Origin of the sequence: Oceanobacillus sp. FSL W7-1293 (assembly GCF_037969815.1) — a bacterium.
GTDB lineage: Bacteria > Bacillota > Bacilli > Bacillales > Amphibacillaceae > Oceanobacillus > Oceanobacillus oncorhynchi.
On record NZ_CP150212.1, the window covers coordinates 1,395,826 to 1,418,129 of the forward strand.

Below are 22,304 nucleotides of genomic sequence, written 5' to 3' on the forward strand. Positions count from 1 at the left end.
ATCAATGTTAAAAAGAAAAGATATTTTTGAATATGTTAAAGAAAGATATGATGTAAAACCGGATTATCCCTGGGGAAAATTCCCGAATTTTGCAGCTTTAAGGCATAAAGATAATGAAAAATGGTTTGGCTTAATTATGGATATCACAGAAGATAAGCTAGGAATAAAAAACGATAGAAAAATTGATGTATTAAATGTGAAAGCCAGAAAGGAATTTATAGGTTCACTAAGAAAAAATGAAAATATATATCCTGCATATCACATGGATAAAGATAATTGGGTCAGTATTGTTCTTGATTATACAAAGGATTTAAACGATATTCGAGATTTGATTGCAGAAAGCTATGAATTAACTACCTAAAAAAAATATTTTTAGTCACTTTACAATTAATACTCGACTAGAGTTGGTATTGGAGAATGTTTAAAAAGTCCGGTGAAAATGACACTTCAGGAAGGGAATCCTCTACTAAGAACGCCCGCGCCGTGTGGGCAACGTAGAAGTCACCGCATCCTGTGGAAGTTCGTTGGCTTGCTTTTTCGTTCCTCATTTACCAGTTATGTATACTCTAATATTCAAAGCTGCGTCACTCGGCTTCTAGATTCTTTTTATCCTGTTTTTTGAACAGGCATTATTTAAAATCTAAACTCTTTAAAAAAGGGACTGTTGCACAATGGTTATTTAATTGTGCAACAGTCCTTTTTCTCATATATCATAATTCAATTAATAGAGCCATTTTTCATTGGCTAGGTTCTAATAACCTGATTGTGAAAAAATATTCCTCTAGTCCGTATTACAAAAAAGTACGAAATACAAGTCTATCATCCCATATAAACACTGTCACATGTTCCTGGCGCCGGTTCATAAAAACAATGATCCATAAATTGACCGGAAAAAGGCTGATCATACCATGTTGGAGGACAGGGAGCATATGGATTAAAGTACCACAGAGCATATTTCGCCGGGTGTTCTCTCCAAAAATCCAGATTCTGTCTTGCTAATCTTTTTTCAAATGGTCTTGCTCTTTGATAAAACATGTTTCCTTTTTGAACGGCTTCAAAAGAGTAGTTTCCGCCTTGAACATGAAAAATAACATCGTCAACGGTTACCAAGTCCGTAAAATCACTGCAATCTGCTGCAACGCGGTTAACAATGACATTTCCAACATACAGCATCCCTTGTTTTCCTTCGCCTTCCGCTTCTGCTCTCATCATCCTTGCCATTACGTCAACATCTGCTTCCCGGTAAGCTATTCTTCCCATTATCTCACCTCTAGATATAATATGAAGGAAAGGCTGCATTCATGACCATGTCAGCTATAATTTTTAAGTACATGAATACAGATGGAAAAACATCTGCTATACGGGTGAAAGTAATTAGAAAGAAGAAAACAAGCACATCGCAAAATATATCAAAAAGCAAATCGTGAATTTTGATATTCTATATTTAGATAAGGAGGGGAGCTTACGTTGAATAACTATGAATTCGTTGTAAAAAAATCCATTATGTATATCGAAGAGCATCTGCACGAGCCGCTTACATTAGAAGACATCGCGCGGCAATCCAATTTTTCGAAATTTCACTTCCACCGCATATTTCAAAAATCGGCAGGGATGACGATTACGGAGTATATTCGGATGCGCAGGCTGGCAAATGCCTCTGCTGCTTTGCTCTACTCAAAGGAGCGCATTCTGGATATTGCATTTTACTATCAATTTGAATCACAAGAATCCTTTACAAGAGCATTTAAAAAAATATATAAGCTGCCCCCTGGCCAATATCGCAGGCTAATGTCTGACGTGATAAAAAAGAAGGAGGAATCGTATATGGAAACAAAAATAAAGGGCTGGTTTTTGAGCGGGTCAGATCCGTTTAGTTATGAAATGGGTTTGGATCATGAAATTGTTCATCAAGGAAAGGCATCAGGTTATTTAACATCGAAAACCGTGCTTGATTCTACACAATTTGCTACGATGATGCAGGCATTTAAGGCTGAGCGGTTTATCGGCAAACGTATTCGGCTTTCATGCTTCATTCGCACGAAAGATGTCGAAACCTACGCTGGGATGTGGATGCGGGTAGATGATACGACGGAGGATGTCGTTCAATTTGATAATATGAGTAATCGCCCCATTAAAGGGACGACAAACTGGAATCGTTATTCGATTGTGTTAGATGTACCGGAAAAAAGTGCGGTTATTTCGTTTGGCATCAATTTAGCCGGCCAGGGAACGGTATGGTCAGATCAATTTACATTTGATGAAGTAGATGAACATACGCCGACGACGAATCTGGAGATACAGGGTGAACTGCAGGACGAACCAGTAAATCTGTCATTTGAAGAGGAAATATGATGGAAGCACTGCTTTCATAATGCTTTCGTATAAGGGGTAGTAAGCAAACGAAATCTCAATCTATCGATGGAGGCTGCTTAGCTATAACAAAAAGTGGGAGGTGAATCCAGTGTTAGGCGAATTCATAGGGGTTGCCAAATTCTTTCTCGAAATGTTTAAAGGGAATCTGCCGATGCTGCAATTATATGTCATAGCAGGGGGATTATTATTGGCGGTTATCTATGAACTGATGTATGAAACCAAACATGAGAGACATAGCTTTTGGTATCTACTGATGGAACGTATTTTTTTGAACATAGCAGGGCTGTTATTTTATATGAGCTTCTATATATTTGGTTTAAAAACGCTGCTAAATATATGGCCTTCTCTGCTCCCGAATCATTCTTTTGAGGCAGTGAGCTAGCTGGCGATAAGCTCTTATCTAAGTATTGTTTTATTGGTTCCTTTGGGGATATATATCGTTAAGGGTAAAAACTTCATTTTTCAAGTGTTTGGGGTCAGTTCTTATTTCATTCTTACTGGAGTGATTATTACATTGGTTCATACCATTTTTGCACCAAATATGGACTTACCGACCTTGTTAGTAATTTTGAATATCCTTGTTAATGTAACATTAACATTTTTCAGCATGAAATATGAATCCAATAAAAATAGACAAAAAAACATTCATAAATCAACAAAGGCGGCTTCCTCTTCATAGAGAGCCGTCTTTGTTTTACATAACAAAAATAAATAGTCAATGTTCCTTTGAAAGTTCTATTTTAATAAGACAAGGATTATAAATGTAATAGAAGAGTAGGGAAAAGGGGGAGAAAATGATGAAACTTAAGTATGTGGTGATATTGATCTTATTTATTGTACTAGCTGGACTGCTGCTTGCGGCCTGTGGAAGCGGAGACGACGGGGAAAGCGAGAGTGAGAGCGAGAGCTTAGACAGTAATATCGTAACCATTGCTACAGGCGGAGCGTCTGGTCCTTACAATATTATAGCGACTACTTTAGCCGATATTTACACGAATACGTACGATGTAAACTCCAGAACGCAGACAACCGGGGCTTCGGCTGAGAACCTAAACTTAATGGCAGAGGAAAAAGTGGAAATGGCTTTTGTGATGAGTGATGCGCTGAGTCAGGCGTTAAATGGGGAAGAGAGCTTTTCAGAACCATTAGAAGGCATTTCCCAGATTGCGAACTTATATCCGAATGTGGTTCAAATCGTTGCCAGGGCTGATGCTGGAATTGAAACAATAGAGGATTTAACTGGCAAACGCGTTGCTGTCGGTGATCAGGGATCTGGAGTAGAGCTGAATGCCCGTGCGTTATTGGAGGGACACGATATTTCTTATGAAGATTTGCAGGCAGACTACCTTGGCTATGCCGAGGCGGCGGATGGTTTATCTTCAGGACGGATTGATGCAGCTTTTTTAACAAGCGGTCTCCCTAATGCTTCTTTACTGGAATTATCGGAAACCACGGATATTAATTTAGTAACGATCGATGCAGATAATATTACAGAAATCGCAGAGGAACATCCATACTTTATAGACTTTGAAATCCCGGCTGGCACATATGATAACGAGGAGCCTGTTCCGACTGCGGCTGTGCCAAATGCGCTGGTTGTGCGCAGTGATTTTAGCGAGGAGGATGTGTATAAACTAACGAAAACATTCTTTGAAAGCCTGGATACATTAAGTAATTCCCATCAAGCAGCAGAAGATATTTCATTAGAAGACGCTCAAGAGGGGCTCATTGCACCGTTACATCCAGGGGCTGAAAAATACTTCAATGAGCAATAAGAAAAAAAGAATTTGGATAGGGAGCTCGTTGCTTATCTTGCTCCTTTTTCCTCTTTTCTATCGTATTCCTGTCATCGAAGTAGCGGGGGAGCATACTTCTTTTTTTATCAAAGAGGAAGCGTTTGTTTTAGGATGGATTCATTCGATTGAAAAAGAGGAGTGGTTTGAAAGATATCAGAGGGAAGACGGGAAAATCATTTTAAGCGATACGTTTTTCAAAACATTTGGTGCCGGCACTCCCTTTCAAGCCAAGAAAACAATGACAGAAAACGGATTTATCCATATGGAGCTTGATATGGATTATGAGGATTTAAATGTAACCATTTCTGAATTTGCACAAACTACGCTATTTATTGGAAATCGTGAAATACCTTTATATCACCATTTTGACCAATATGAAAATGTCATGATTACAACACGAAAATTACCTGTCTGGGAATACATAAGGGGTGATTATTTTTGAAAAATGATAAATTAACCGCTGCAGCAGATTCTGAGATGTCACAGGACAAGGTAGAAAAAGTGCTGGAAAAATATGATTTGGAATCAAATGTACGGAAGTGGGACAACAAGGCGATCGTTTGGTTTTTTAGTATTCTGGCAATCAGCTATGCATTATTTCATTTGTACATTACATTTAACCCGCTGCCCACGCTTCTGCAGCGTAATTTTCATTTAATGTTTGGGCTGGCTATGGTCTTTCTGCTCTATCCAACATTTAAAGCTCAAGACCGCAGGAAAATTCCTTTTTATGATTGGATTCTTTTTGGACTAACGATCGCTTCCTGTATTTATTTGTTTGCTGTATATCAGGATATTGTAACTGTACGTGGCGGCGTTGCAAATACTACTGATATTTTGATGGCGATGTTGACCGTTATTTTGGTGTTTGAAGCTGCACGCAGGGTTACTGGCTGGATTTTACCTATATTGGCATTGTTATTTCTAACTTACCCTTTCTTTAGCCATCAAGACTGGCTGCCGAGAATGTTATTAACAAGGCCTTTTGATTTAGCAGATATTTTCGGTCAATTATATACGAAAACAGAAGGATTATTTTCCACAGCAATCGGAGCGTCTGTTCAATTTATTTTCTTATTCATTTTATTTGGAGCATTTCTGGCAAAATCGGGAATGGGGAAATTTTTTAATGATTTGGCTCTGGCGCTTGCTGGCCATAAACAGGGCGGGCCGGCAAAGGTAGCTGTTATTTCAAGTGCTTTTATGGGGTCGGTCAACGGTTCAGCTGTCGGAAACGTTGTAAGCACAGGTGCTTTTACGATACCTTTAATGAAACGGATTGGTTATGATAAAAACTTTTCAGGTGCTGTTGAGGCAAGCTCCTCGATTGGCGGTCAAATTTTACCTCCTATTATGGGAGCAAGCGCATTTATTATGGCTGAAACCACAGGTATATCGTATGGAACAATCGCTCTTTCCGCAATCATTCCCGCATTTTTATTTTTTTTAAGCAGTATCATGCAGGTTCATTACCGCGCTGGTCGTGCAAATTTAAGAGGCTTGCCCAAAGCGGATCTTCCTCAGGTAAAGAAAGTGCTGAAGGAAGGCTGGCATTTAACGGTACCGCTTATCAGTTTGATTATCATGCTTTTTTCTAATGTGCCCGTTTCTTATGCTGCCTTTTATACAATCATCATTACTGTTATTGTATCTTGGTTTAGAAAACATACAAGAATGAACTTCAAAGATATTCTGCAGGCATTAGAAACCGGGACAAGACAAGCGTTATCAACGATTGTTGCCTGCGGAGTCGTCGGTATTGTTATTGGTGTTGTTAACTTAACTGGTTTTGGAGCCACGTTGTCTTCTGCCATTACAAGCCTTGGGGCTGGATCATTGATGCTTACGTTACTATTAACGATGCTTGCATCTATTGTTTTAGGAATGGGTCTGCCATCTATACCAGCCTATATTATTACAGCTACCATGGCTGCTCCGGCTCTGGCAGAGTTCGGTATTCCGGTTCTTATTGCTCATTTATTTGTGTTCTACTTTGGGATTTTTGCCAACATCACTCCGCCTGTTGCTCTGGCTTCCTTTGCCGCATCCGGTCTGGCAGGAGGCGATCCGATGAAAACAGGCTTTATATCACTGAGATTATCCATCGCAGGTTTCATTGTGCCATTTATATTTGTGTACGAACCTGCCATGCTTTTAATTAACCCGGCTGGGTTGCCTGCGAATGCAACAGAGTTTCCATTTGCGGCGATACCTCAAATTATAATGGTTGCGATAAGTTCTTCCGTAGCGGTAATAGCCATTAGTGCTGCTGTTGAAGGATATATCAAAACCCATTTAAACGTCATTACCCGGCTGATACTTGGCATCAGCTCGTTACTTTTGATCGTACCAGAGTTACTAACGGATATGATTGGATACACAATCATTATTGTGATTTTTGTTTTAAACTATATCAAGAGCAAAAAAGAACCGCCAGCAGCTGTTTCATAAGGAAGAAATGATGTCAAAAGGGCTCGCAGGTATATTCTTTGATACTCTGTTGAATATAAATAAAGAATAAGGCTTGAGCGGAAGCAATCTCTCTCCAGCCTTATTCTTTATTCTGGCTATTTATTATAAACTAAATATCGCATGTACTTCTCCAACGGTCCCGCTATTTGGCGGCATTCCATCAAGTACGCAATCGATAGAGTAACCATCCACATCACGATACCGATTAATATAGAAGTGGTAACAGTTAAAGAGGCCCCTAAATTAAAGGCGATAGGGGATAACAGAATAACCGTTAAAACTTCGTGCAGCACGAAAAATGTTAAGGAACGTTTGCCCATTGCAGTGATTGCTTTTAGGATGACGCCGCGATGATTTTTCATACGGACCCCCAACAATCCAAACAGTGCTGCATAACCTAAGCCGCCAGCAAAACCAGTGAGAATATGGATACCATATGCAAAACCTGCGGTGAAAAGATTTGGAAACCAAACATCATTAATCAGCACGAGCGGGACAGCACCTACCAGTGAAATCGTTAAACCGATAAGGCTTAATTGCTTTAACAGCTTAAGATGATTCTGCGGTTTAATCAATATATTTATATTCCCCAGCCACATTCCAATTAGGACGGAGGGAATAACAGGGAAGGTGATATGCGTAAATAATGGAATAATCGGGATAGAAACCAAACGCTCAAGTATCGTACCTGCATACGTTTCCTGACCAGTTAGCTCTACCGGTAATCCGTACGACTGATTTTCTACCAGAACACCGCCCCAAAAAAACGGGATATATAAAATACAGATAACCGTAGAAATAAGCACATATATTTTAATCTTCCTGTTATCCTTTTTCAAGCAGGAGATTAATAAGAGTCCTGCAATACCATAAGTCATCAAGATATCCTGACCGCCTGCAACCCCGGCGAGGATAGCGCCAAATAATATTAAATACCAGCAGCGTCTTTTTATCAATCGCTTTGCTTCTGCTGCACCTTTTCTTTCCGATTGCTTACGGTAAATCATGACGAGACCATAGCCAAACAGGATAGCAAATAATGGACGCGCCCGATTATCCACGATGATTTCCATTAGAAAATTTAAGAAATGATCGAAGGCTGTACTGCCGGAAACTTTAGTGATAACACCTGGTTCGATGGTATATAAAAACAATGGAATATGCGAAAGGATTATCAGAAAAAGCATGAAGCCTCGTGCAAGATCCAAAGATAGCGCACGCTTTGTTTGAGCTGTTTCTAAATCAGCCATGAATTCTCCTCCTCATTTCTTCAGCCTTTTTTATGCCTAAGCTTATTAATCATCCATATCATCCCAACGATAAAAAGCACAGCTAATATAACAACATCAAATTTGCTTGGATAATTGTCAATAAACATGCGGACTGGTTCAGGAAGGCTTCCTTGGAAGATTGCATCGACAGCTGTTCTGACTATCGTCAGCAGAAATATAATAAGCTGCAATAAAAGCAAAATTGGCAGCAGGCCAAAACCGCCAATAAACCACTTCCAAGCCAATGCCCCATTAAAAAAATAAATAATAGCAGCCAGTATAAATACCACGCTTATAAGAGAAAAGATAATGAAACGAATCCATTGGACGAATGCTAAGGATTCCAAACTGTATAGGTGCATCACATAGAAAAATGAAAGTATCGATAAAATAATACTTAGCAACGGTGTGATACGCTGGAACCAGCGGGGAAGATGATGAAATTCATCTATTTTATTGTTCATTTTTAAACTCCTTTTTTTGAGTAATCAACACGTAATTTGATTGATTGATAATATTTTTGATTGTTTAATCAAAATTTATCATTTAGGGCTTTTTTTGTCAAGTAAGCTATCAATCTATTAGCTGACAAAAAAATCCTGCCTTCAAGAGGGAGCAGGATGGACCTCAGAGAATAGCATGAACAATTTAAGCGTATGTAGTTGTTAGAAAAACGATTTTGAAAGAGGGGCTGCTGGCTTTATATTTTGTATTGTTCATCATCTTTTCAATAACACAAAAAAACCATTTGATAAGATTGTCATCAAAATGGTTTCTTTGTGAGGGAAATATTCTGTATTTAAATCATAAAATGCTTTTTAAAACACGATGAAGCATCCGCTTCATTCATCCACCCAATATGAAAACAGGGGACCACGCTCACCAAACAACGGATCGGTATCAGGTAAGGGAACATTTTTGATATTCTCCACGTTTTCAGGGCGCTCTTCAGCCTTTCCATAACAAAAATCATAACTTTTTCCATTCGGATAGGCACCAATTACAGCGAAATCTGTACTGCCTTCCAGCAGCTTGTGACCAACTCCAGCTGGAAGAATGGCTGTGTCGCCCTGTTCAACCTGTACCTGTTCTCCCTGTTCCCCACCAAGCTGAAGCTGCGCTTTCCCGCTGACAACAACAAGAACTTCATGTGTATTACTGTGATAATGATGAAAAGAAGCAACACCTCCGCGCCATGCGCCCAGCCAGTTATTTTCTGTTAAAATCGCTTTTACATCATCCGTTGAAGTTATAACATCTTTATACAAAAGCAGTGGATAGGCTGGATTATTTGGAATCGAGCCGTCATCTTTGAATTGCAAGGATTTTATCTCCACATTTTCCGACTGTTTCATGATTCTTCCCCTCCTTCAAAAAGCTTTTGTTGCTTTCTTTCCCTGCAAGGAAGAAATAAAACATGTGAATTTAAAATAATTTCTTCTATAATTACAATAGATAAATAAGAGGGATGAAATTGGTGGAGAGGTATTATAAATTAAAATGAGGAAGCTGCTGCATGAAAGGGGATACGCATAATGCATTTTCGAAAAGCTCAAAAAGAAGATTTACGTGCCATCGTCCGCTTATTAGCTGACGATGAATTAGGTTCCGGACGGGAAAGGTATGAAGATCCTTTGCCTGAGGAATATGATCAAGCTTTTGATGCAATAGAGGCTCAAATCGGAAATCAGGTTATTTTAGCTTTAGAAGAAGAGGTAGTTATCGGCTGTGTTCAATTGACTATTATCCCTGGACTAGCAAGGTTAGGGATGAAGCGGGCGCAGATTGAGGGCGTACGGGTGGATAAGAAGTATCGCGGAAAACAGGTAGGGGAAGCTTTATTTAAAGAAGCAATTGCTATCGCTAAGGCCGAGAAATGCGGTTTAATGCAGCTGACAACAGACAAGCAGCGCAATGATGCGCATCGCTTTTATGAAAGATTAGGATTTTCTGCAAGTCATGAAGGAATGAAATTAATTTTTAAAATGGAAAAGTAATCAATAATGTAAAAATAGGGTGCTATTCTGTAAAAACAAGGATTGCATCCTTATTTTAATTTATAGAAGGGACTAAATAACTTTGCTAAGCTTAAAGCAGAACCGTGTTTTATTTGTGTGTTGACATTTTGTCAACGTTTGGATATATTGTTTAATAGATTATTAGCTTATCTGGCTGGCAGAATTTTAAACGATACAGCCATATCGATACTTTTGCAGTTGTCTTAGCGCAAGTAACGCAAACATCAAATTTTACTATAAATGAGAGGATCGCACATATGTCTACAGATAATTTTGGTGATAAATTAAAAACGTTATTACAGGCTCGTGCCATCTCGATAAGAAAATGCAGTGAGCAGACCGGTATTGATAAAGGGACCATTTCACGTATTATCAATGGAAAACGAAAAGCAAACATCCAGCACTTAAAGAAGTTTGCTTCTTGTTTAAATATACCGCTCATAGAACTTCTGCACGCTGCCGGTTATTCCATACACGCTGATGAAGCGCGTGGGATTTCGGATATGCATACATCCATGGAAGAGATTCAGCAAATACTAAAGGCATCGAATCTTTATCATGATCATTTAAGTACAGCTGCCATTGAGCAGCAATTAGACAGGTATGAACAAAATGCCCAAACAGAGGAAGGAAAACAAATTATACATGATCAGTTTAAGAAAAAGCTTGATGAAGTAGGCAGCATTGGTCCATTTATTAATCAACTCAAGGATTTTTATGCACAATTTGCACAAAATAAGAGGACTCCCTTTACTTTAGCTGTCATGGGAGGCGTACTATTATATTTTATTACACCTGTTGATGTAGTTCCTGATTATATTTTCCCTATTGGATATATGGATGATGCTATCGCAGTACAAATTGCTTTAAAAAAACTTTCTAACTAAAAGAATATACAAGGAGCATTCAATATGAAAAGACGTGAAAGAAAATCTGGAAAGCGTAAATGGATACGGCGTGTCCTGTTACTTGTTTTCGTCTGCATCATTGCAGCAGGCGCCTATATCATTACGCAATATTATCAAGGATTATCCGAAGCAAGTGAAGGCCAATACAAGGATGATGGTACAACCTTTATTCCATTTGAAGGTTCAGAGCCGCAATTTGGAGAAATTAATGTTTTAATGCTAGGCAGCGATACTCGCGGAGAAGAACGCGGGCTTTCGGATACGATTATGATTGCCAACTACAATCAGGATACGCACGATATCAAGCTTGCCTCTATTATGCGTGATACATACGTTGAGATTCCGGGACATGGCATGCAGAAAATTAATGCTGCGTTTGCAATTGATGGTCCGGAGCTGCTCAGACAAACGCTGAAGCAAAATTTTGATATCGATTTACACTATTATGCAGTTGTTGATTTTGAAGGCTTTTCCAAGCTCGCAGACATTATTGCTCCAGATGGTATTGAAGTGGATATCCCACACCAAATGTCAGAGGATATCGGAATGACGCTTGAACCAGGGAGACAAGTCTTACATGGAGACGAACTGCTTGGCTATGTGCGCTTTCGGAAGGATGCAGATGGAGACTACGGAAGAGTGCAGCGGCAGCAGGAAATAATAGGCAAGCTGAAAGATGAAGCGGTAAGTATCCACGGTCTGATGAAATTGCCGAAGCTTTTAGGAGTTGCTGACCCATATATCGATACGAATGTAGATAGTAAAACCATCCTTACTGTAGGGAAAGGACTAATCAGCGGCAGTGAACACCCGATGGAAACATTAAGAATTCCTGTAGATAATTCCTATCAAAATGTCCGGACTGACGTTGGAGCTGTACTGGAAATCGATGTAGAACAAAATAAACAAGCTCTTGAAGAATTTTTATCAGCAGATAGGGAATAAAAATTTGTACTACTGATTTCTAAGCTTATATTCGCCAGCCTGTTTGTAAATAGAGAAATAAGGGTACAATTACTATATGTCCATATGATAACTTACAATCAGCAACTTTCTGAGTAAGTGAATTACTCTATGCAAAGGAGCGAATAGAAATGGCAAACAGCAGAATCAAATTAAAGAAAAAAGAATTGGTTGCAAAAGATACAATGGCTTTTCATTGGGAAATGCCAGATGGATTTGAATTTAAAGCAGGTCAGCTGACCCATATTAAATTGATTAATCCAAGCGAGATAGATGAGAAAGGAACGGAAAGAGCATTGTCATTCGTTTATGCACCGAGTGAAAAAGAATTAGTTACAACAACCCGGCTGAGAGATTCCGCTTTTAAACGAGAATTAAAAGACCTTCCCGAAGGCAGTGAAGTCGAATTTGACGGAGCAAACGGAAGCTTTACCCTGCATAAAACGGAATCAACGCCGGCAGTATTTCTCATTGGCGGTATCGGTATCACCCCGATTCGAAGCATGATCGCAGAGGCTACCAATCAGAAAACAGACCATGAGCTTACATTGCTGTATTCGAATAAAACGCCGGAGGATGCACCGTTTTTATCTGATTTTGAAGATATGGAAAAAAGAAATCGTCATTTCACCTTTGTCCCAGTCATGACAAGGTCGGATGCGGATGAATGGAGCGGAGAAAGAGGGCATATCGATGCCGAGCTGCTTAAGCGATATGTTTCCGATATTAATAAGCCGATATATTATTTATCCGGACCCGGCGATATGGTAGAAGCCATGCAGAAAATGCTTGTAGATGCCGGTGTCAATGAAGATAATATCCGGTCAGAGGAATTTGCAGGGTACTAAAAAGGTTATATTCTAGAATGAATTTCTTTGAAATAATAAAGAGAAAACACCCTTGAAATTAGATTTTTTAACCTGTTTTCAGGGGTATTTCATGTGATTTCCAAAGTAACGATAGGATAAATGAAGGAAGGCTGGGCTTATTATAACGATGATGAATTGATTAGAAAAACCTATTGTCAGCTAACGCGAAGTCTGTATATGATAATAGCAACTTCTCTCTATGAGAAAAATGAAGGAGCAGATGATGATTACAGATGAAATTCTTTCTACGCTATTTGTAGTTGGCGGCTTTATGGTTCTTTTACTTATTGTTTATGTTTTTAGCAAAATTCCTGGTTCAGGTCTTATCTTTCGCTTTATTCGCAGACTTTTTCTGATCTTGTGGAGTATCGTTGTTTTAGGCCTTACCTTCTTTATGTTCTTTATGGTCGGTTATATGGTGATTGTATTCTTTACGTTTAATGGAAGCGAAGAGGGAATCTTATTCCAAGGAGAGCCGATAAACTTTTTGATTGGTGATAATGCGAGAGACGCAGCATTTTTTACGATGCTTTATGCTGGTTTTTGCCTGGTGGCTGTATATATTATTTCGTTTATTCTGGCGATGGGGCGGAAGGTTACGCGTGTCAGCAGAAGATTCCATGCTGAAATCATTTTAATTGTGATGATCGGCCTGGTGTTTACTGTATTTCCTGTTGTGGTTGAGTCGGTTTTACCAGATTTTGAAGTGGGGCGTTATGGAAGATATGCCCTAGGTGTCTTGCCGCTGATGATGTATATCCAGGCACAAATGAAAAGATCCAGAGAGCGCCGGGGACATGGACGCTATCCTTCTGGTAAGGAGCGGTTCTATCAGGATTTGGATGAGAGACAGTCCAAGCGAGCTGGGAGATAATAAGGTGTCTATAACTTCTAAAAAATGATTGGAATGGAAAAGCCTCATTTATAACGTTTATCGAAATGATAAACGTTATAAATGAGGCTTTTTGTTTTAGTCACTCTTTAATCGCCTTAAATCATTATAGTCCTCTCTAACCATCCAGTTTTAATCCGCTGTCTACTTTAAAAATAATAATACAATAACACCGACAATAATTAGAAGCAGAATTAAAATACCTGTACCTTTCCATCCTAATCCGCCAACTAAATCGGACAGGCCTCCACCATGAATACTGCTTGATGATTTTTTAATTCCTCTTGCCGGAGTCTTTCTCTGGTTTCTTCGGGAGTTTCTTTGTCTTTACGCATAATCGAACCCCACCTTTGATAACTTTTCCTCTAACCATTGAAATAAGTCTCTTACCTGTGACTATAGCATATCCTGAATAAAATTTGTCACCATTTCTACAAACAATTTAAGGAGAAGTATGGTATACTATTTATAACGATTATAATCTAATATTAATTATAAATAAATGAAAATGATAATCAATATCAGAAAATTATACGGTGGTAAAAGGGGGATAATGAAATGACGGGAAAAAATAGCAGTAGCTCTTTATTATCATATTTTAAAATACATGGAGAAATCATTGCCGCAGCAATAAGCGGAATACTTATTTTGACTGCCTGGATATTATCCGGCCATATTAGTCACGCCTTATGGATTACTTTATTGGTTGCTGCTTTTTTAATCGGCGGTTTTGCGAAAGCGAAGGAAGGAATCACAGAGACATATAAAACCAAAAAATTAAATGTAGAACTGCTAATGATTATTGCGGCCATTGGAGCAGCGTCTATCGGCTACTGGGCAGAAGGAGCTATCTTGATTTTTATCTTTTCCTTATCCGGTGCCTTGGAAAGCTATACGGAAAATAAGAATAAGAATGAATTGAAAAGCCTGATGAAGCTGCAGCCGGAAACTGCAACCCTGCTAAATGGTGAGATAGTAAGCATTCGTGATTTAAAACCGGGTGATTGCATTGCGGTAAAATCAGGGGAGAGAATCCCTGCTGATGGAATTATAGTCAAAGGAGATACAACCGTAGATGAGAGTGCATTATCCGGAGAATCGATTCCTTTGACTAAAGCAATAAACGATGAGGTCTATGCTGGAACTGTTAATCTTGGCAGCAGTTTGCAAATTGAAATAAATACGTTGCCGACAGAGACCATGTTTCAAAAAATTATCGAACTGGTTCAAAATGCACATGAAGAACGTTCTCCATCCCAGCAATTCATCGAGAAATTTGAAGGATTATATGTCAATATTGTGTTGATTACTGTTGCTGTGATGATGTTTCTGCCGCATTTTTTATTTGGCTGGTCCTGGACAGATACCATTTACCGCGCCATGATTCTGCTGGTTGTCGCTTCTCCCTGTGCATTGGTTGCTTCCATTATGCCGGCGACTTTATCCGCAATTTCCAATGGTGCGCGTCAGGGAATTCTGTTCAAAGGCGGTGTATATGTAGAAGCTTTAGCTAAATTAGATGCAGTTGCTTTTGATAAAACAGGAACATTGACCAAAGGAGAACCGACTGTCGTTGATTATTTTATGAAGCAAGGGCAGGATATCAAATCCTTGGCAAATGTTATTTATACGATGGAAAGTGAATCTATTCATCCACTGGCTCAGGCTATGAAACAATGGGCGAGCGCATACAAAGAAGCACCTGAGAAGCTATCTGCATCTGTTGAGCATCATAATGGCAAAGGATTGTCAGCTGAAATGGATAATGCTTCTTGGCTGATTGGCAATGCAGAACTGGTCGGAAAGCAGGAGGCAGATCGGTTCCTTCAAGCGTTTATTATAAAAGAACAAGCAACAACCAATATATTTGTACGAAAAGATACAGAGATTATTGCTGTATTTTTGCTGAAGGATACTCTCCGGCAAGATGCTGTTGAAGCAATACAAGAGCTGGATAAGCTTGGTTTAAGAACGATTATGCTGACAGGTGATAATCAAGCAACTGCAGCAAGCATTGCTCAGGAAGCTGGAATTACAGAATTCCATGCCAATTGCCTGCCGGAGGATAAAGTAAATTATTTAAAGCAGCTGAGAGCGCACAACCAGCAGACAGCAATGATTGGCGACGGTGTAAATGATGCGCCGGCCCTGGCGACAGCTAACATTGGTGTGGCGATGGGTGCAGGAAGCGATATTGCTTTGGAGACAGCAAACGTTGTGCTGATGAAAAATAATTTAGCAAAAATGGTTAATGCGATTCGGATTTCGAAAAAAATGAATGCCATTGTAAAACAGAATATTATCTTTTCTCTTGCTGTCATAGCTATTCTGATTGCCAGCAATTTTCTGCAGATCATCAATATGCCGCTGGGTGTGATTGGGCATGAGGGAAGTACGATTCTTGTTATTCTTAATGGGCTGCGGATGTTAAAGGGCGATTAAAAAGTCAGGAGACAGCTTTGTTCATTCACATGCCTAATGAAGATAGCTCTGATTCACCATCATTTCATACACAATCAAGAGAGCCGATTGATGAAGAGTTGATGTTCTTTGATAAAGCAAAACAATATTGCGAAATTAACCGTATAGAAGCTTTTCCTGTCTTATTTCAGAAGGAAAAGCTTCTTTTCTATGCTGCAGCGGCTTTACGCTTCATATCCTGTTCAGCCTTCATTCATTACTTTATCCTGCGTTACTTTTTATTATTAAATATATCGCTGAGCACCTTCTCGAATCCGATTTCCGAGATTTCGTCAAACATTCCATCTACTTCCTCTTTGGATATATTCATGTTATTTTCATTCCAGAGCATCCACGTATGAATAATGCCTGAGAGCAAAAATTCAATGATGTATTCCAGTTTCATTTGATCTTTTTCATTTAAATCTTTTACTTGCTCCATTACTTTCGCTCGGGCTTCTTTTTTATATTCATATAAATAATCTGGGTCCCCATTCGGTCCAAGCAGCACCATAATCCGTTCATTCATTTTTTCGTTCAATTCGTCGTCATAGGATTGTTCTACCTCAAAGCGGGCTTGTTCTTTCTCTTCCTTCGTAATACTGCTCAGATCATAGTCTTGAAACCACTGTAAAACAGCTGAGATTAATTCTTCTGATGGCACAAGGCCTTGTTTGATTTCATTCAGTATATCGTATACGTCCGTATAATAATTATAAAAGGTACCCCTGTTATATCCTGCGCGGTCTGTTATTTCCTTAATCGAAATTTTATTGATAGGTTTCTCTTTATAAATATCCCAAAATGCTTCCTGCAAATTAAATTTTGTCTGTTCTTTGACACCCATCATGCATTCCTCCTTTTTTCAACAAATAGACCCTAATTGTTCATTGTTTAATGATACATATCTCCTTACAATAAATAATACAACATGTTGTTGAAATTTTGAATAGACAACAAAAAAATTAATAGGAGGAATTTTGCAAGTGAAGAATTTATCGAACTTTTCTATTAAGAGACCAAAATTCACAATCGTTGTGATGCTGGTCCTTTTAATTCTGGGCGGTGTATCGTTAACCAGGCTGCCGATTCAAATGATGCCAGAGATTGAACCGCCTGTTGCAGTTGTCGCAACAAGCTACCCTGGAGCAGGGCCTGAGGAAGTCTTAGACAGCGTTACAGAACCTCTGGAAGAGGATCTTTCTACCGTTACAGGGTTACAAAATATATCCTCACAATCACAGGAATCTTCATCCCTCGTTATTTTGGAATTTGATTATGATATGACGATAGATGAGGTGGAGAATGAAATAACTCGTACGATATCCTCTGCGAATCTGCCGGAACAGGCGGAAGAGCCAAGTTTTATCGAATTTGATATTTCCATGATGCCAAGCATACAAATGGCAGCGACATCGACAAATGGAGACACAGCAGAATTTGAAAATCAAGTCAATGATTTGGCGAATGAGCTGGAATCGATTCAAGGAGTTGCATCAATCAATATTAATGGTTTAATGGAAAGGGAAGTAGCTGTTGAATTAGATACAGAAGCGCTGAGTGACTATAATCTATCTCAATCGGATATTGCCGGAATGATCGAAGCGAATAATATCTCGATGCCTATCAATACAATTGAAGATACAGAGCAAGGTTATAACATTTCTACTCGTACCATGAATGAATTAGATGGTTTGGATGAACTGCGGGAACTTGTTCTGCTCGACATGCCTGATGAAGAGGTAACATTGAATGACGTAGCAGATATTTCTATTTCCGAAGATAATGGCGGCGTCATTACCCGCTTTAATGAGGAAGATGCTGTTCAGCTTGAAATGATGTTAGCTGACGGCGCGAATGCATCTTCTGTTAACGCAGAGTTTAATGAAGAATTGGATGCTTTGCTTGATGATGAGGAGTATGAACAGCTTTCTGTCAGTACGCTTTATGACGAAGGTGAATATATAGATATGGCGATTGACAGTATCTATGTTTCCCTTATCAGCGGTGCGGTATTAGCTATGTTTGTGCTGTTTGCGTTTCTGAGAAACCTAAAAGCTCCATTGATTATTGGGTTATCGATCCCATTTTCCGTCATCACCACCTTTGCTTTGCTGTTTTTCACAAATATCAGTATCAACATGATGACATTGGGCGGTTTAGCACTTGGAATTGGGATGCTGCTCGATAACTCCATTGTTGTTATTGAGAATGTCTATAGACATCTGTCGATGGGTAAAAATCCGAAACAAGCAGCAAGAGAAGGAACAAGAGAAGTATTTACAGCAATCCTTGCTTCTACATTAACGACTGCTTCTGTCTTCTTACCGGTCGTATTTGTTACAGGTTTGGTAGGACAGTTATTTACACCGTTAGCAATCACTGTCGTATTCAGTCTGCTGGCTTCCTTGTTTGTAGCGGTCACCGTCGTACCGATGCTGGCAAGCCGTATTTTGACAGAATCGAAAAATATGGATGAAACGAAGCGGAAACAAAAAGGCTATATGAAACGATTGCGAAAAGCGACAGCATGGTCGTTGCGGCACAGGGCGTCTGTGCTGATTACAGCGGTTGTTCTGTTTGCTGCTGGTGCCTTTGGCTTGGCTGCGCAGGGAATGGAGTTTATGCCAGAGCAAGATGAAGGGTTCTTAACCATAGAGGTGGAAAAAGAACAGGGAACCTTACTGGAAGACACGCTGGCAACGGTGGAAGATATTGAAACGGAACTGGATAACCAAGAGGAAGTAGATGCTTATCTAAGTACAGCTGGTTCATCCGGTATGATGTCTTTTGCAGATGAAAGCAATACAGCAACCATCAGCGTGCAATTAACAGATGCAGGTAATCGAAATATAACTACTTCTGAATTTATTAATGAAGTGGAAGATGATATTCAAGATACAGATGCATCTGCAGAGATAGATGTTATCCCGATGTCACAGGCTGGTGCCGGGGAACCAAATACAGTTGTACTGAATGTTTCCGATAATGATGAAGAACGTCTGGATGAAGCAGAAGCAGACATCATCAATGAATTGGAGGACGAAGCGGATATTAATAGTGTGACTTCCAGCAATTCAGGGACGATAGAAGAATTGCAAGTAGTTGTGGATAAAGCTGAAGCGCGTGAAAATGGTTTTCAGCCGGCACAGGTAGGCGAGGCTCTATATGAGGCAACCAATGGTGTCGAAGCTTCTACAATAGAAGAAACTGGCGGTTACACGACAATTAACGTGAAATATCCTGCAGATGTCTTAGAAAGTGAAGAGGCATTTGAGAATATCTCCATCCCAAATGATGAAGGAGAGTATATCGCTTTAGGAGATATTGCATCGTTAGAAGAGGCTGAATCGCCTACCCTTATTAATAGAGATGAGATGACAGATACAAGAGAATTAACGATTTCATTCAGCGACAGCCTTTCTTTAAATGAAGCAAGTCAGCTGATTGATGACGTTATTGCAGACCTTGACCTTCATGAGGATACAGAGCATTCTATGGGCGGCGATATGGAAATGCTAAATGATGCGATTCCACAATTAATTCTGGCGATTGCACTTGGAATTGTGTTCATCTACCTTGTCATGGTTGCTCAGTTTGAATCATTTAAAGCACCGTTTGCAGTTATTATGACGATTCCGTTAGCATTTATTGGGATTGCCTTGTCCCTGTTAATCACCAATAATCCGCTAAGTGTCATCGCGATGGTAGGTATCATTCTGCTTATCGGAATTGTTGTGAACAATGCGATCTTGATTGTCGATTATATCCAGCAGCAGAAGGAAAAAGGAATGTCTGCTTATGAAGCGATTGAAATCAGCGTTCAAGACAGATTCAGACCGATCCTCATCACAGCTATTACAACGATTCTGGGTATGCTTCCGCTAACGCTGGAAATCGGTGAAGGCATGGAAGGCATTGCACCAATGGGGATTGTCGTTATCGGCGGTCTGACTGCAAGTACGTTCCTAACCTTGTTTGTCATTCCGATTATCTACAGCTTTATCGATCCGGAAACTAGGAAGATGAACAAGAAATATATGACGCCGGATGGAAAAATCATCACGCAGCGTCAGGTTGATGAGAGAAAAAAACAGGAGGCTGCTGCGTCTTATGAGCAAGATAATCAAGAAGCGGTTGATTCTTCAGAAGAAGATCCAGATCAAAAATAGTAATCAATTTAATAGCGTAAAGCGGCGTTAAAAGAGTAGTCCAAACTTATTCCAAGCGAGAATAAGTTTGGATTTTCTTTTTTTAAGATTTTCCAAAGAGAAACTGAAAATGTTATCCCCCCTGGCAGTTATTGTCGAATTATTTTGCCCTTTCTGTCTTACTTTGTAATATTTTAGATAGATTCTACTTTCGGCTGTTTAAAATGGAAAGGTTCAAAAATGCAAACGTGGGAGGGATATTCATGAACAGTCTTAGGCATTTGTCAGACGAGCTCTTACAAGAGTCCTTGAGAAATGCAGTTAAATTAAAGCTGGAACAGAATTTTTGTGCAACATTAAGAGATGAAATCAGCCAACGGGCAGAAAGGAGCGAAAAAGGTACTGGGAAAGCGATGGATATGACGAATACTTTTGAATGGTAATAGCGTTAGGAGGTTCCATTGTCCTTTAATCGGTAATTGCTGAAGCCGGAAGTAGAATCCTCCAGCCTGAATTTCAGGCTGGAAAGGGCAGCGTTGGTACTGAATGGTACGCAGCGCTGCCTTCTTTTTTGTTAATAGATATACTTAGTAGTTGTTGTCGAATTTCAATGGTTTTTTGTAGATAAAATATTCATTCAGACTAAAGAATAATGTAATGAAAATTGTTGGAAATTTCCCGGGAAATAGTTTGGGAGGGTTATGAAATGAATTTTGCAAGGGAATTTTTTATTATTAATAAAGAAGTACATCAATATCTAGTAAAAAATTACTTTTATGGAATATATAGTATATTATTTTTAATGGAATAAGAAGGAGACAAATTATTACTTCTCTATTTTTAGCTGACTTCCTTTATAATCTTTTTTAGTAATACGTATACTATAATAAATTCAAATTAAATTCTCCACCCTGTTGCAGAGCCAATATACACCTGTTATAGAGATAACGTAATAGATGAAATCATATTTATAGAAAGGAATGTTATATTAGATGTCATGTTTAACCGTGTAGGAATTTAGGGAAAAGGATTGAAGTAGAAAATCCATCTTTTATCAGACAACACATCATTAGTTTGCTGCAAGTGCTTTAACTATGAAAATGGATCATGAAATAAACTCGGAATATAAGATAGGAAATCAAAGATAGGAAGGATATATATGGCACAAAATAAAAAGACAATAAGACTTTTATTCCCGCAATGGCAGGGAGGTAATAATCCTGATTATGTCTTTGGCGGTGAATTATTAGCTCAAATCGCTCCGAAAAGTAATACGAGCAAAACGTTTGAAGTAGAAGTGGATACGGACTTTGTAAAGAAATTAGAAAAGGAAAAGGGAATAACAGGTGGCGCAGCAATATCTCAACAAATGGAAAAGACAGTTGATATCCTGAAAGAACAACAGCCGGATAAAGTCATTATTTTTGGCGGGGACTGCTCCATGGACCAAGTGCCATTTGATTATTTGAGTGGAAAATATGGTGATAAGCTAGGGATTTTATGGTTGGATGCACATCCTGATATTGCAACAACAAATGATTCGTCAAATGCGCATGAGATGGTAGCAGCGAATTTGCTTGGAAAAGGTGCGGATCAATCTGTTACCAAAGTGAAAAATCCAGTTTCTACAAGTCATATGATGTATGCAGGATTAATAGAAAAGGATTTACGTGATAGAGATAAGCTAGTAAAGGAATTAAATGTACGCTTTGCCGGTCCGGATGAGCTAAAAGAGAATAGCCAGCTAATCATAGATTGGGTAAAGGAAAACAAAATCGAATATTTAGCTGTTCACTTTGATCTGGATGTCTTGTCTCCAAAAGATTTCCGTTCCATTTATCCGGCGGAACCATATACAAATGCGGAAGATTTTCCTGCTGCAGTAGGGGAAATGAAGCTTGCGGAAGTGGTGCGTGTGTTGAATGATGTTTCTGAACAAGCTGAGATTGTAGGACTTGGGATTGCCGAACATCTGCCTTGGGATGCTATTAATCTTAGAAAAGCACTTTCTAAGATCTCGATTTTTGATGATTGATTAAAAAAAGGAGTGTTTTATCATAGATTATATCGGGAAAATGAAAGGAAAAGAGCGCTTATCTATCATGGAATTGCAGCCGGATTGACGATGAAA

Annotated in this window: 20 protein-coding genes and 1 pseudogene; 15 read left to right on the forward strand and 6 right to left on the reverse strand. The window is 39.1% G+C overall.

The annotated features are described in order from the left end of the window. Window positions 1-4: 4 nt before the first annotated feature. Window positions 5-361 (forward strand): MmcQ/YjbR family DNA-binding protein, encoded by a 357-nt coding sequence (locus MKY65_RS07020; protein WP_339183534.1) that lies wholly within the window; start codon window positions 5-7, stop codon window positions 359-361. Window positions 362-819: 458 nt separating this feature from the next. On the opposite strand, the gene MKY65_RS07025 is transcribed toward MKY65_RS07020, so the two are convergent. After that, a complete protein-coding gene (locus tag MKY65_RS07025) occupies window positions 820-1,260 on the reverse strand; it encodes a cell wall hydrolase (protein ID WP_339183535.1) in 441 nt (146 codons plus the stop codon). Between the two features lie 243 nt (window positions 1,261-1,503). On the opposite strand from MKY65_RS07025, the gene MKY65_RS07030 reads away from it, so the two are divergent. The 5 genes from MKY65_RS07030 (at window position 1,504) to MKY65_RS07050 (ending at window position 6,620) form a co-directional block, all read left to right on the forward strand. Further along, window positions 1,504-2,352, forward strand: coding sequence for an AraC family transcriptional regulator (locus tag MKY65_RS07030; protein WP_339185152.1), 849 nt, complete (start codon window positions 1,504-1,506; stop codon window positions 2,350-2,352). A 109-nt stretch (window positions 2,353-2,461) separates the two neighbouring features. After that, entirely contained in the window at window positions 2,462-2,755 is a 294-nt protein-coding gene (locus tag MKY65_RS07035) for a hypothetical protein (RefSeq protein ID WP_339183536.1), read from the forward strand. Between the two features lie 412 nt (window positions 2,756-3,167). Further along, window positions 3,168-4,148: a TAXI family TRAP transporter solute-binding subunit gene (locus MKY65_RS07040; protein ID WP_339183539.1), complete on the forward strand. Its 981-nt coding sequence runs from the start codon at window positions 3,168-3,170 to the stop codon at window positions 4,146-4,148. A 37-nt stretch (window positions 4,149-4,185) separates the two neighbouring features. Then, window positions 4,186-4,611: a DUF1850 domain-containing protein gene (locus MKY65_RS07045; protein ID WP_339183541.1), complete on the forward strand. Its 426-nt coding sequence runs from the start codon at window positions 4,186-4,188 to the stop codon at window positions 4,609-4,611. 35 nt (window positions 4,612-4,646) lie between these two features. Next, window positions 4,647-6,620: a TRAP transporter permease gene (locus MKY65_RS07050; protein WP_339185153.1), complete on the forward strand. Its 1,974-nt coding sequence runs from the start codon at window positions 4,647-4,649 to the stop codon at window positions 6,618-6,620. 116 nt (window positions 6,621-6,736) lie between these two features. Here MKY65_RS07050 and MKY65_RS07055 read toward each other — a convergent pair whose 3' ends face one another. From MKY65_RS07055 to MKY65_RS07065, 3 genes are all read right to left on the reverse strand, one after another. Next, a complete protein-coding gene (locus MKY65_RS07055; RefSeq protein ID WP_339183543.1) occupies window positions 6,737-7,891 on the reverse strand; it encodes a DUF418 domain-containing protein in 1,155 nt (384 codons plus the stop codon). Window positions 7,892-7,911: 20 nt separating this feature from the next. After that, complete coding sequence (locus MKY65_RS07060; protein ID WP_339183545.1) at window positions 7,912-8,376, reverse strand: hypothetical protein; 465 nt, start codon at window positions 8,374-8,376, stop codon at window positions 7,912-7,914. 378 nt (window positions 8,377-8,754) lie between these two features. Beyond that, window positions 8,755-9,267 carry a cupin domain-containing protein gene (locus MKY65_RS07065; protein WP_339183547.1) on the reverse strand — a complete coding sequence of 171 codons (513 nt, stop codon included), beginning with the start codon at window positions 9,265-9,267 and terminating at the stop codon, window positions 8,755-8,757. Window positions 9,268-9,447: 180 nt separating this feature from the next. On the opposite strand from MKY65_RS07065, the gene MKY65_RS07070 reads away from it, so the two are divergent. From MKY65_RS07070 to MKY65_RS07090, 5 genes are all read left to right on the forward strand, one after another. Next, the gene (locus tag MKY65_RS07070) at window positions 9,448-9,909 is read left to right on the forward strand and encodes a GNAT family N-acetyltransferase (RefSeq protein ID WP_339183548.1); all 462 of its coding nucleotides are present in this window, start codon (window positions 9,448-9,450) and stop codon (window positions 9,907-9,909) included. A gap of 278 nt (window positions 9,910-10,187) precedes the next feature. Beyond that, window positions 10,188-10,817, forward strand: coding sequence for a DUF1232 domain-containing protein (locus MKY65_RS07075; RefSeq protein ID WP_339183550.1), 630 nt, complete (start codon window positions 10,188-10,190; stop codon window positions 10,815-10,817). A 24-nt stretch (window positions 10,818-10,841) separates the two neighbouring features. Continuing rightward, on the forward strand, window positions 10,842-11,783 hold the full coding sequence (locus MKY65_RS07080) for an LCP family protein (RefSeq protein WP_339183552.1): 942 nt from the start codon (window positions 10,842-10,844) through the stop codon (window positions 11,781-11,783). 149 nt (window positions 11,784-11,932) lie between these two features. Continuing rightward, window positions 11,933-12,649: an FAD-dependent oxidoreductase gene (locus MKY65_RS07085; protein WP_339183553.1), complete on the forward strand. Its 717-nt coding sequence runs from the start codon at window positions 11,933-11,935 to the stop codon at window positions 12,647-12,649. 220 nt (window positions 12,650-12,869) lie between these two features. Continuing rightward, window positions 12,870-13,544: a hypothetical protein gene (locus MKY65_RS07090; RefSeq protein WP_339183554.1), complete on the forward strand. Its 675-nt coding sequence runs from the start codon at window positions 12,870-12,872 to the stop codon at window positions 13,542-13,544. A 162-nt stretch (window positions 13,545-13,706) separates the two neighbouring features. Here the strand turns inward: MKY65_RS07090 and MKY65_RS07095 are convergent. Next, window positions 13,707-13,897, reverse strand: a pseudogene (locus tag MKY65_RS07095) (DUF6366 family protein). A 223-nt stretch (window positions 13,898-14,120) separates the two neighbouring features. On the opposite strand from MKY65_RS07095, the gene MKY65_RS07100 reads away from it, so the two are divergent. After that, window positions 14,121-16,004 carry a heavy metal translocating P-type ATPase gene (locus tag MKY65_RS07100; protein WP_339183556.1) on the forward strand — a complete coding sequence of 628 codons (1,884 nt, stop codon included), beginning with the start codon at window positions 14,121-14,123 and terminating at the stop codon, window positions 16,002-16,004. A 250-nt stretch (window positions 16,005-16,254) separates the two neighbouring features. On the opposite strand, the gene MKY65_RS07105 is transcribed toward MKY65_RS07100, so the two are convergent. Next, a complete protein-coding gene (locus MKY65_RS07105; protein WP_339183558.1) occupies window positions 16,255-16,872 on the reverse strand; it encodes a TetR/AcrR family transcriptional regulator in 618 nt (205 codons plus the stop codon). 136 nt (window positions 16,873-17,008) lie between these two features. On the opposite strand from MKY65_RS07105, the gene MKY65_RS07110 reads away from it, so the two are divergent. The 3 genes from MKY65_RS07110 to MKY65_RS07120 all read left to right on the forward strand — a co-directional run bounded on the left by MKY65_RS07110 (window position 17,009) and on the right by MKY65_RS07120 (window position 22,208). Beyond that, window positions 17,009-20,194: an efflux RND transporter permease subunit gene (locus MKY65_RS07110; RefSeq protein WP_339183560.1), complete on the forward strand. Its 3,186-nt coding sequence runs from the start codon at window positions 17,009-17,011 to the stop codon at window positions 20,192-20,194. 242 nt (window positions 20,195-20,436) lie between these two features. Further along, the gene (sda, locus tag MKY65_RS07115) at window positions 20,437-20,616 is read left to right on the forward strand and encodes a sporulation histidine kinase inhibitor Sda (protein ID WP_339183562.1); all 180 of its coding nucleotides are present in this window, start codon (window positions 20,437-20,439) and stop codon (window positions 20,614-20,616) included. Window positions 20,617-21,332: 716 nt separating this feature from the next. Beyond that, window positions 21,333-22,208 (forward strand): arginase family protein, encoded by an 876-nt coding sequence (locus MKY65_RS07120; RefSeq protein WP_339183564.1) that lies wholly within the window; start codon window positions 21,333-21,335, stop codon window positions 22,206-22,208. Window positions 22,209-22,304 lie beyond the last annotated feature (96 nt).

Coding starts and splice junctions, on each gene's coding strand:
- MKY65_RS07025 (WP_339183535.1), bottom strand. CDS start 1,260: ATGGGAAGAATAGCTTACCGGGAAGCAGATGTTGACGTAATGGCAAGG.
- MKY65_RS07060 (WP_339183545.1), bottom strand. CDS start 8,376: ATGAACAATAAAATAGATGAATTTCATCATCTTCCCCGCTGGTTCCAG.
- MKY65_RS07100 (WP_339183556.1), top strand. CDS start 14,121: ATGACGGGAAAAAATAGCAGTAGCTCTTTATTATCATATTTTAAAATA.
- MKY65_RS07050 (WP_339185153.1), top strand. CDS start 4,647: ATGTCACAGGACAAGGTAGAAAAAGTGCTGGAAAAATATGATTTGGAA.
- MKY65_RS07070 (WP_339183548.1), top strand. CDS start 9,448: ATGCATTTTCGAAAAGCTCAAAAAGAAGATTTACGTGCCATCGTCCGC.
- MKY65_RS07090 (WP_339183554.1), top strand. CDS start 12,870: ATGAGAAAAATGAAGGAGCAGATGATGATTACAGATGAAATTCTTTCT.
- MKY65_RS07080 (WP_339183552.1), top strand. CDS start 10,842: ATGAAAAGACGTGAAAGAAAATCTGGAAAGCGTAAATGGATACGGCGT.
- MKY65_RS07030 (WP_339185152.1), top strand. CDS start 1,504: ATGTATATCGAAGAGCATCTGCACGAGCCGCTTACATTAGAAGACATC.
- sda (WP_339183562.1), top strand. CDS start 20,437: ATGAACAGTCTTAGGCATTTGTCAGACGAGCTCTTACAAGAGTCCTTG.
- MKY65_RS07055 (WP_339183543.1), bottom strand. CDS start 7,891: ATGGCTGATTTAGAAACAGCTCAAACAAAGCGTGCGCTATCTTTGGAT.
- MKY65_RS07020 (WP_339183534.1), top strand. CDS start 5: ATGTTAAAAAGAAAAGATATTTTTGAATATGTTAAAGAAAGATATGAT.
- MKY65_RS07040 (WP_339183539.1), top strand. CDS start 3,168: ATGATGAAACTTAAGTATGTGGTGATATTGATCTTATTTATTGTACTA.
- MKY65_RS07105 (WP_339183558.1), bottom strand. CDS start 16,872: ATGATGGGTGTCAAAGAACAGACAAAATTTAATTTGCAGGAAGCATTT.
- MKY65_RS07120 (WP_339183564.1), top strand. CDS start 21,333: ATGGCACAAAATAAAAAGACAATAAGACTTTTATTCCCGCAATGGCAG.
- MKY65_RS07065 (WP_339183547.1), bottom strand. CDS start 9,267: ATGAAACAGTCGGAAAATGTGGAGATAAAATCCTTGCAATTCAAAGAT.
- MKY65_RS07085 (WP_339183553.1), top strand. CDS start 11,933: ATGGCAAACAGCAGAATCAAATTAAAGAAAAAAGAATTGGTTGCAAAA.
- MKY65_RS07075 (WP_339183550.1), top strand. CDS start 10,188: ATGTCTACAGATAATTTTGGTGATAAATTAAAAACGTTATTACAGGCT.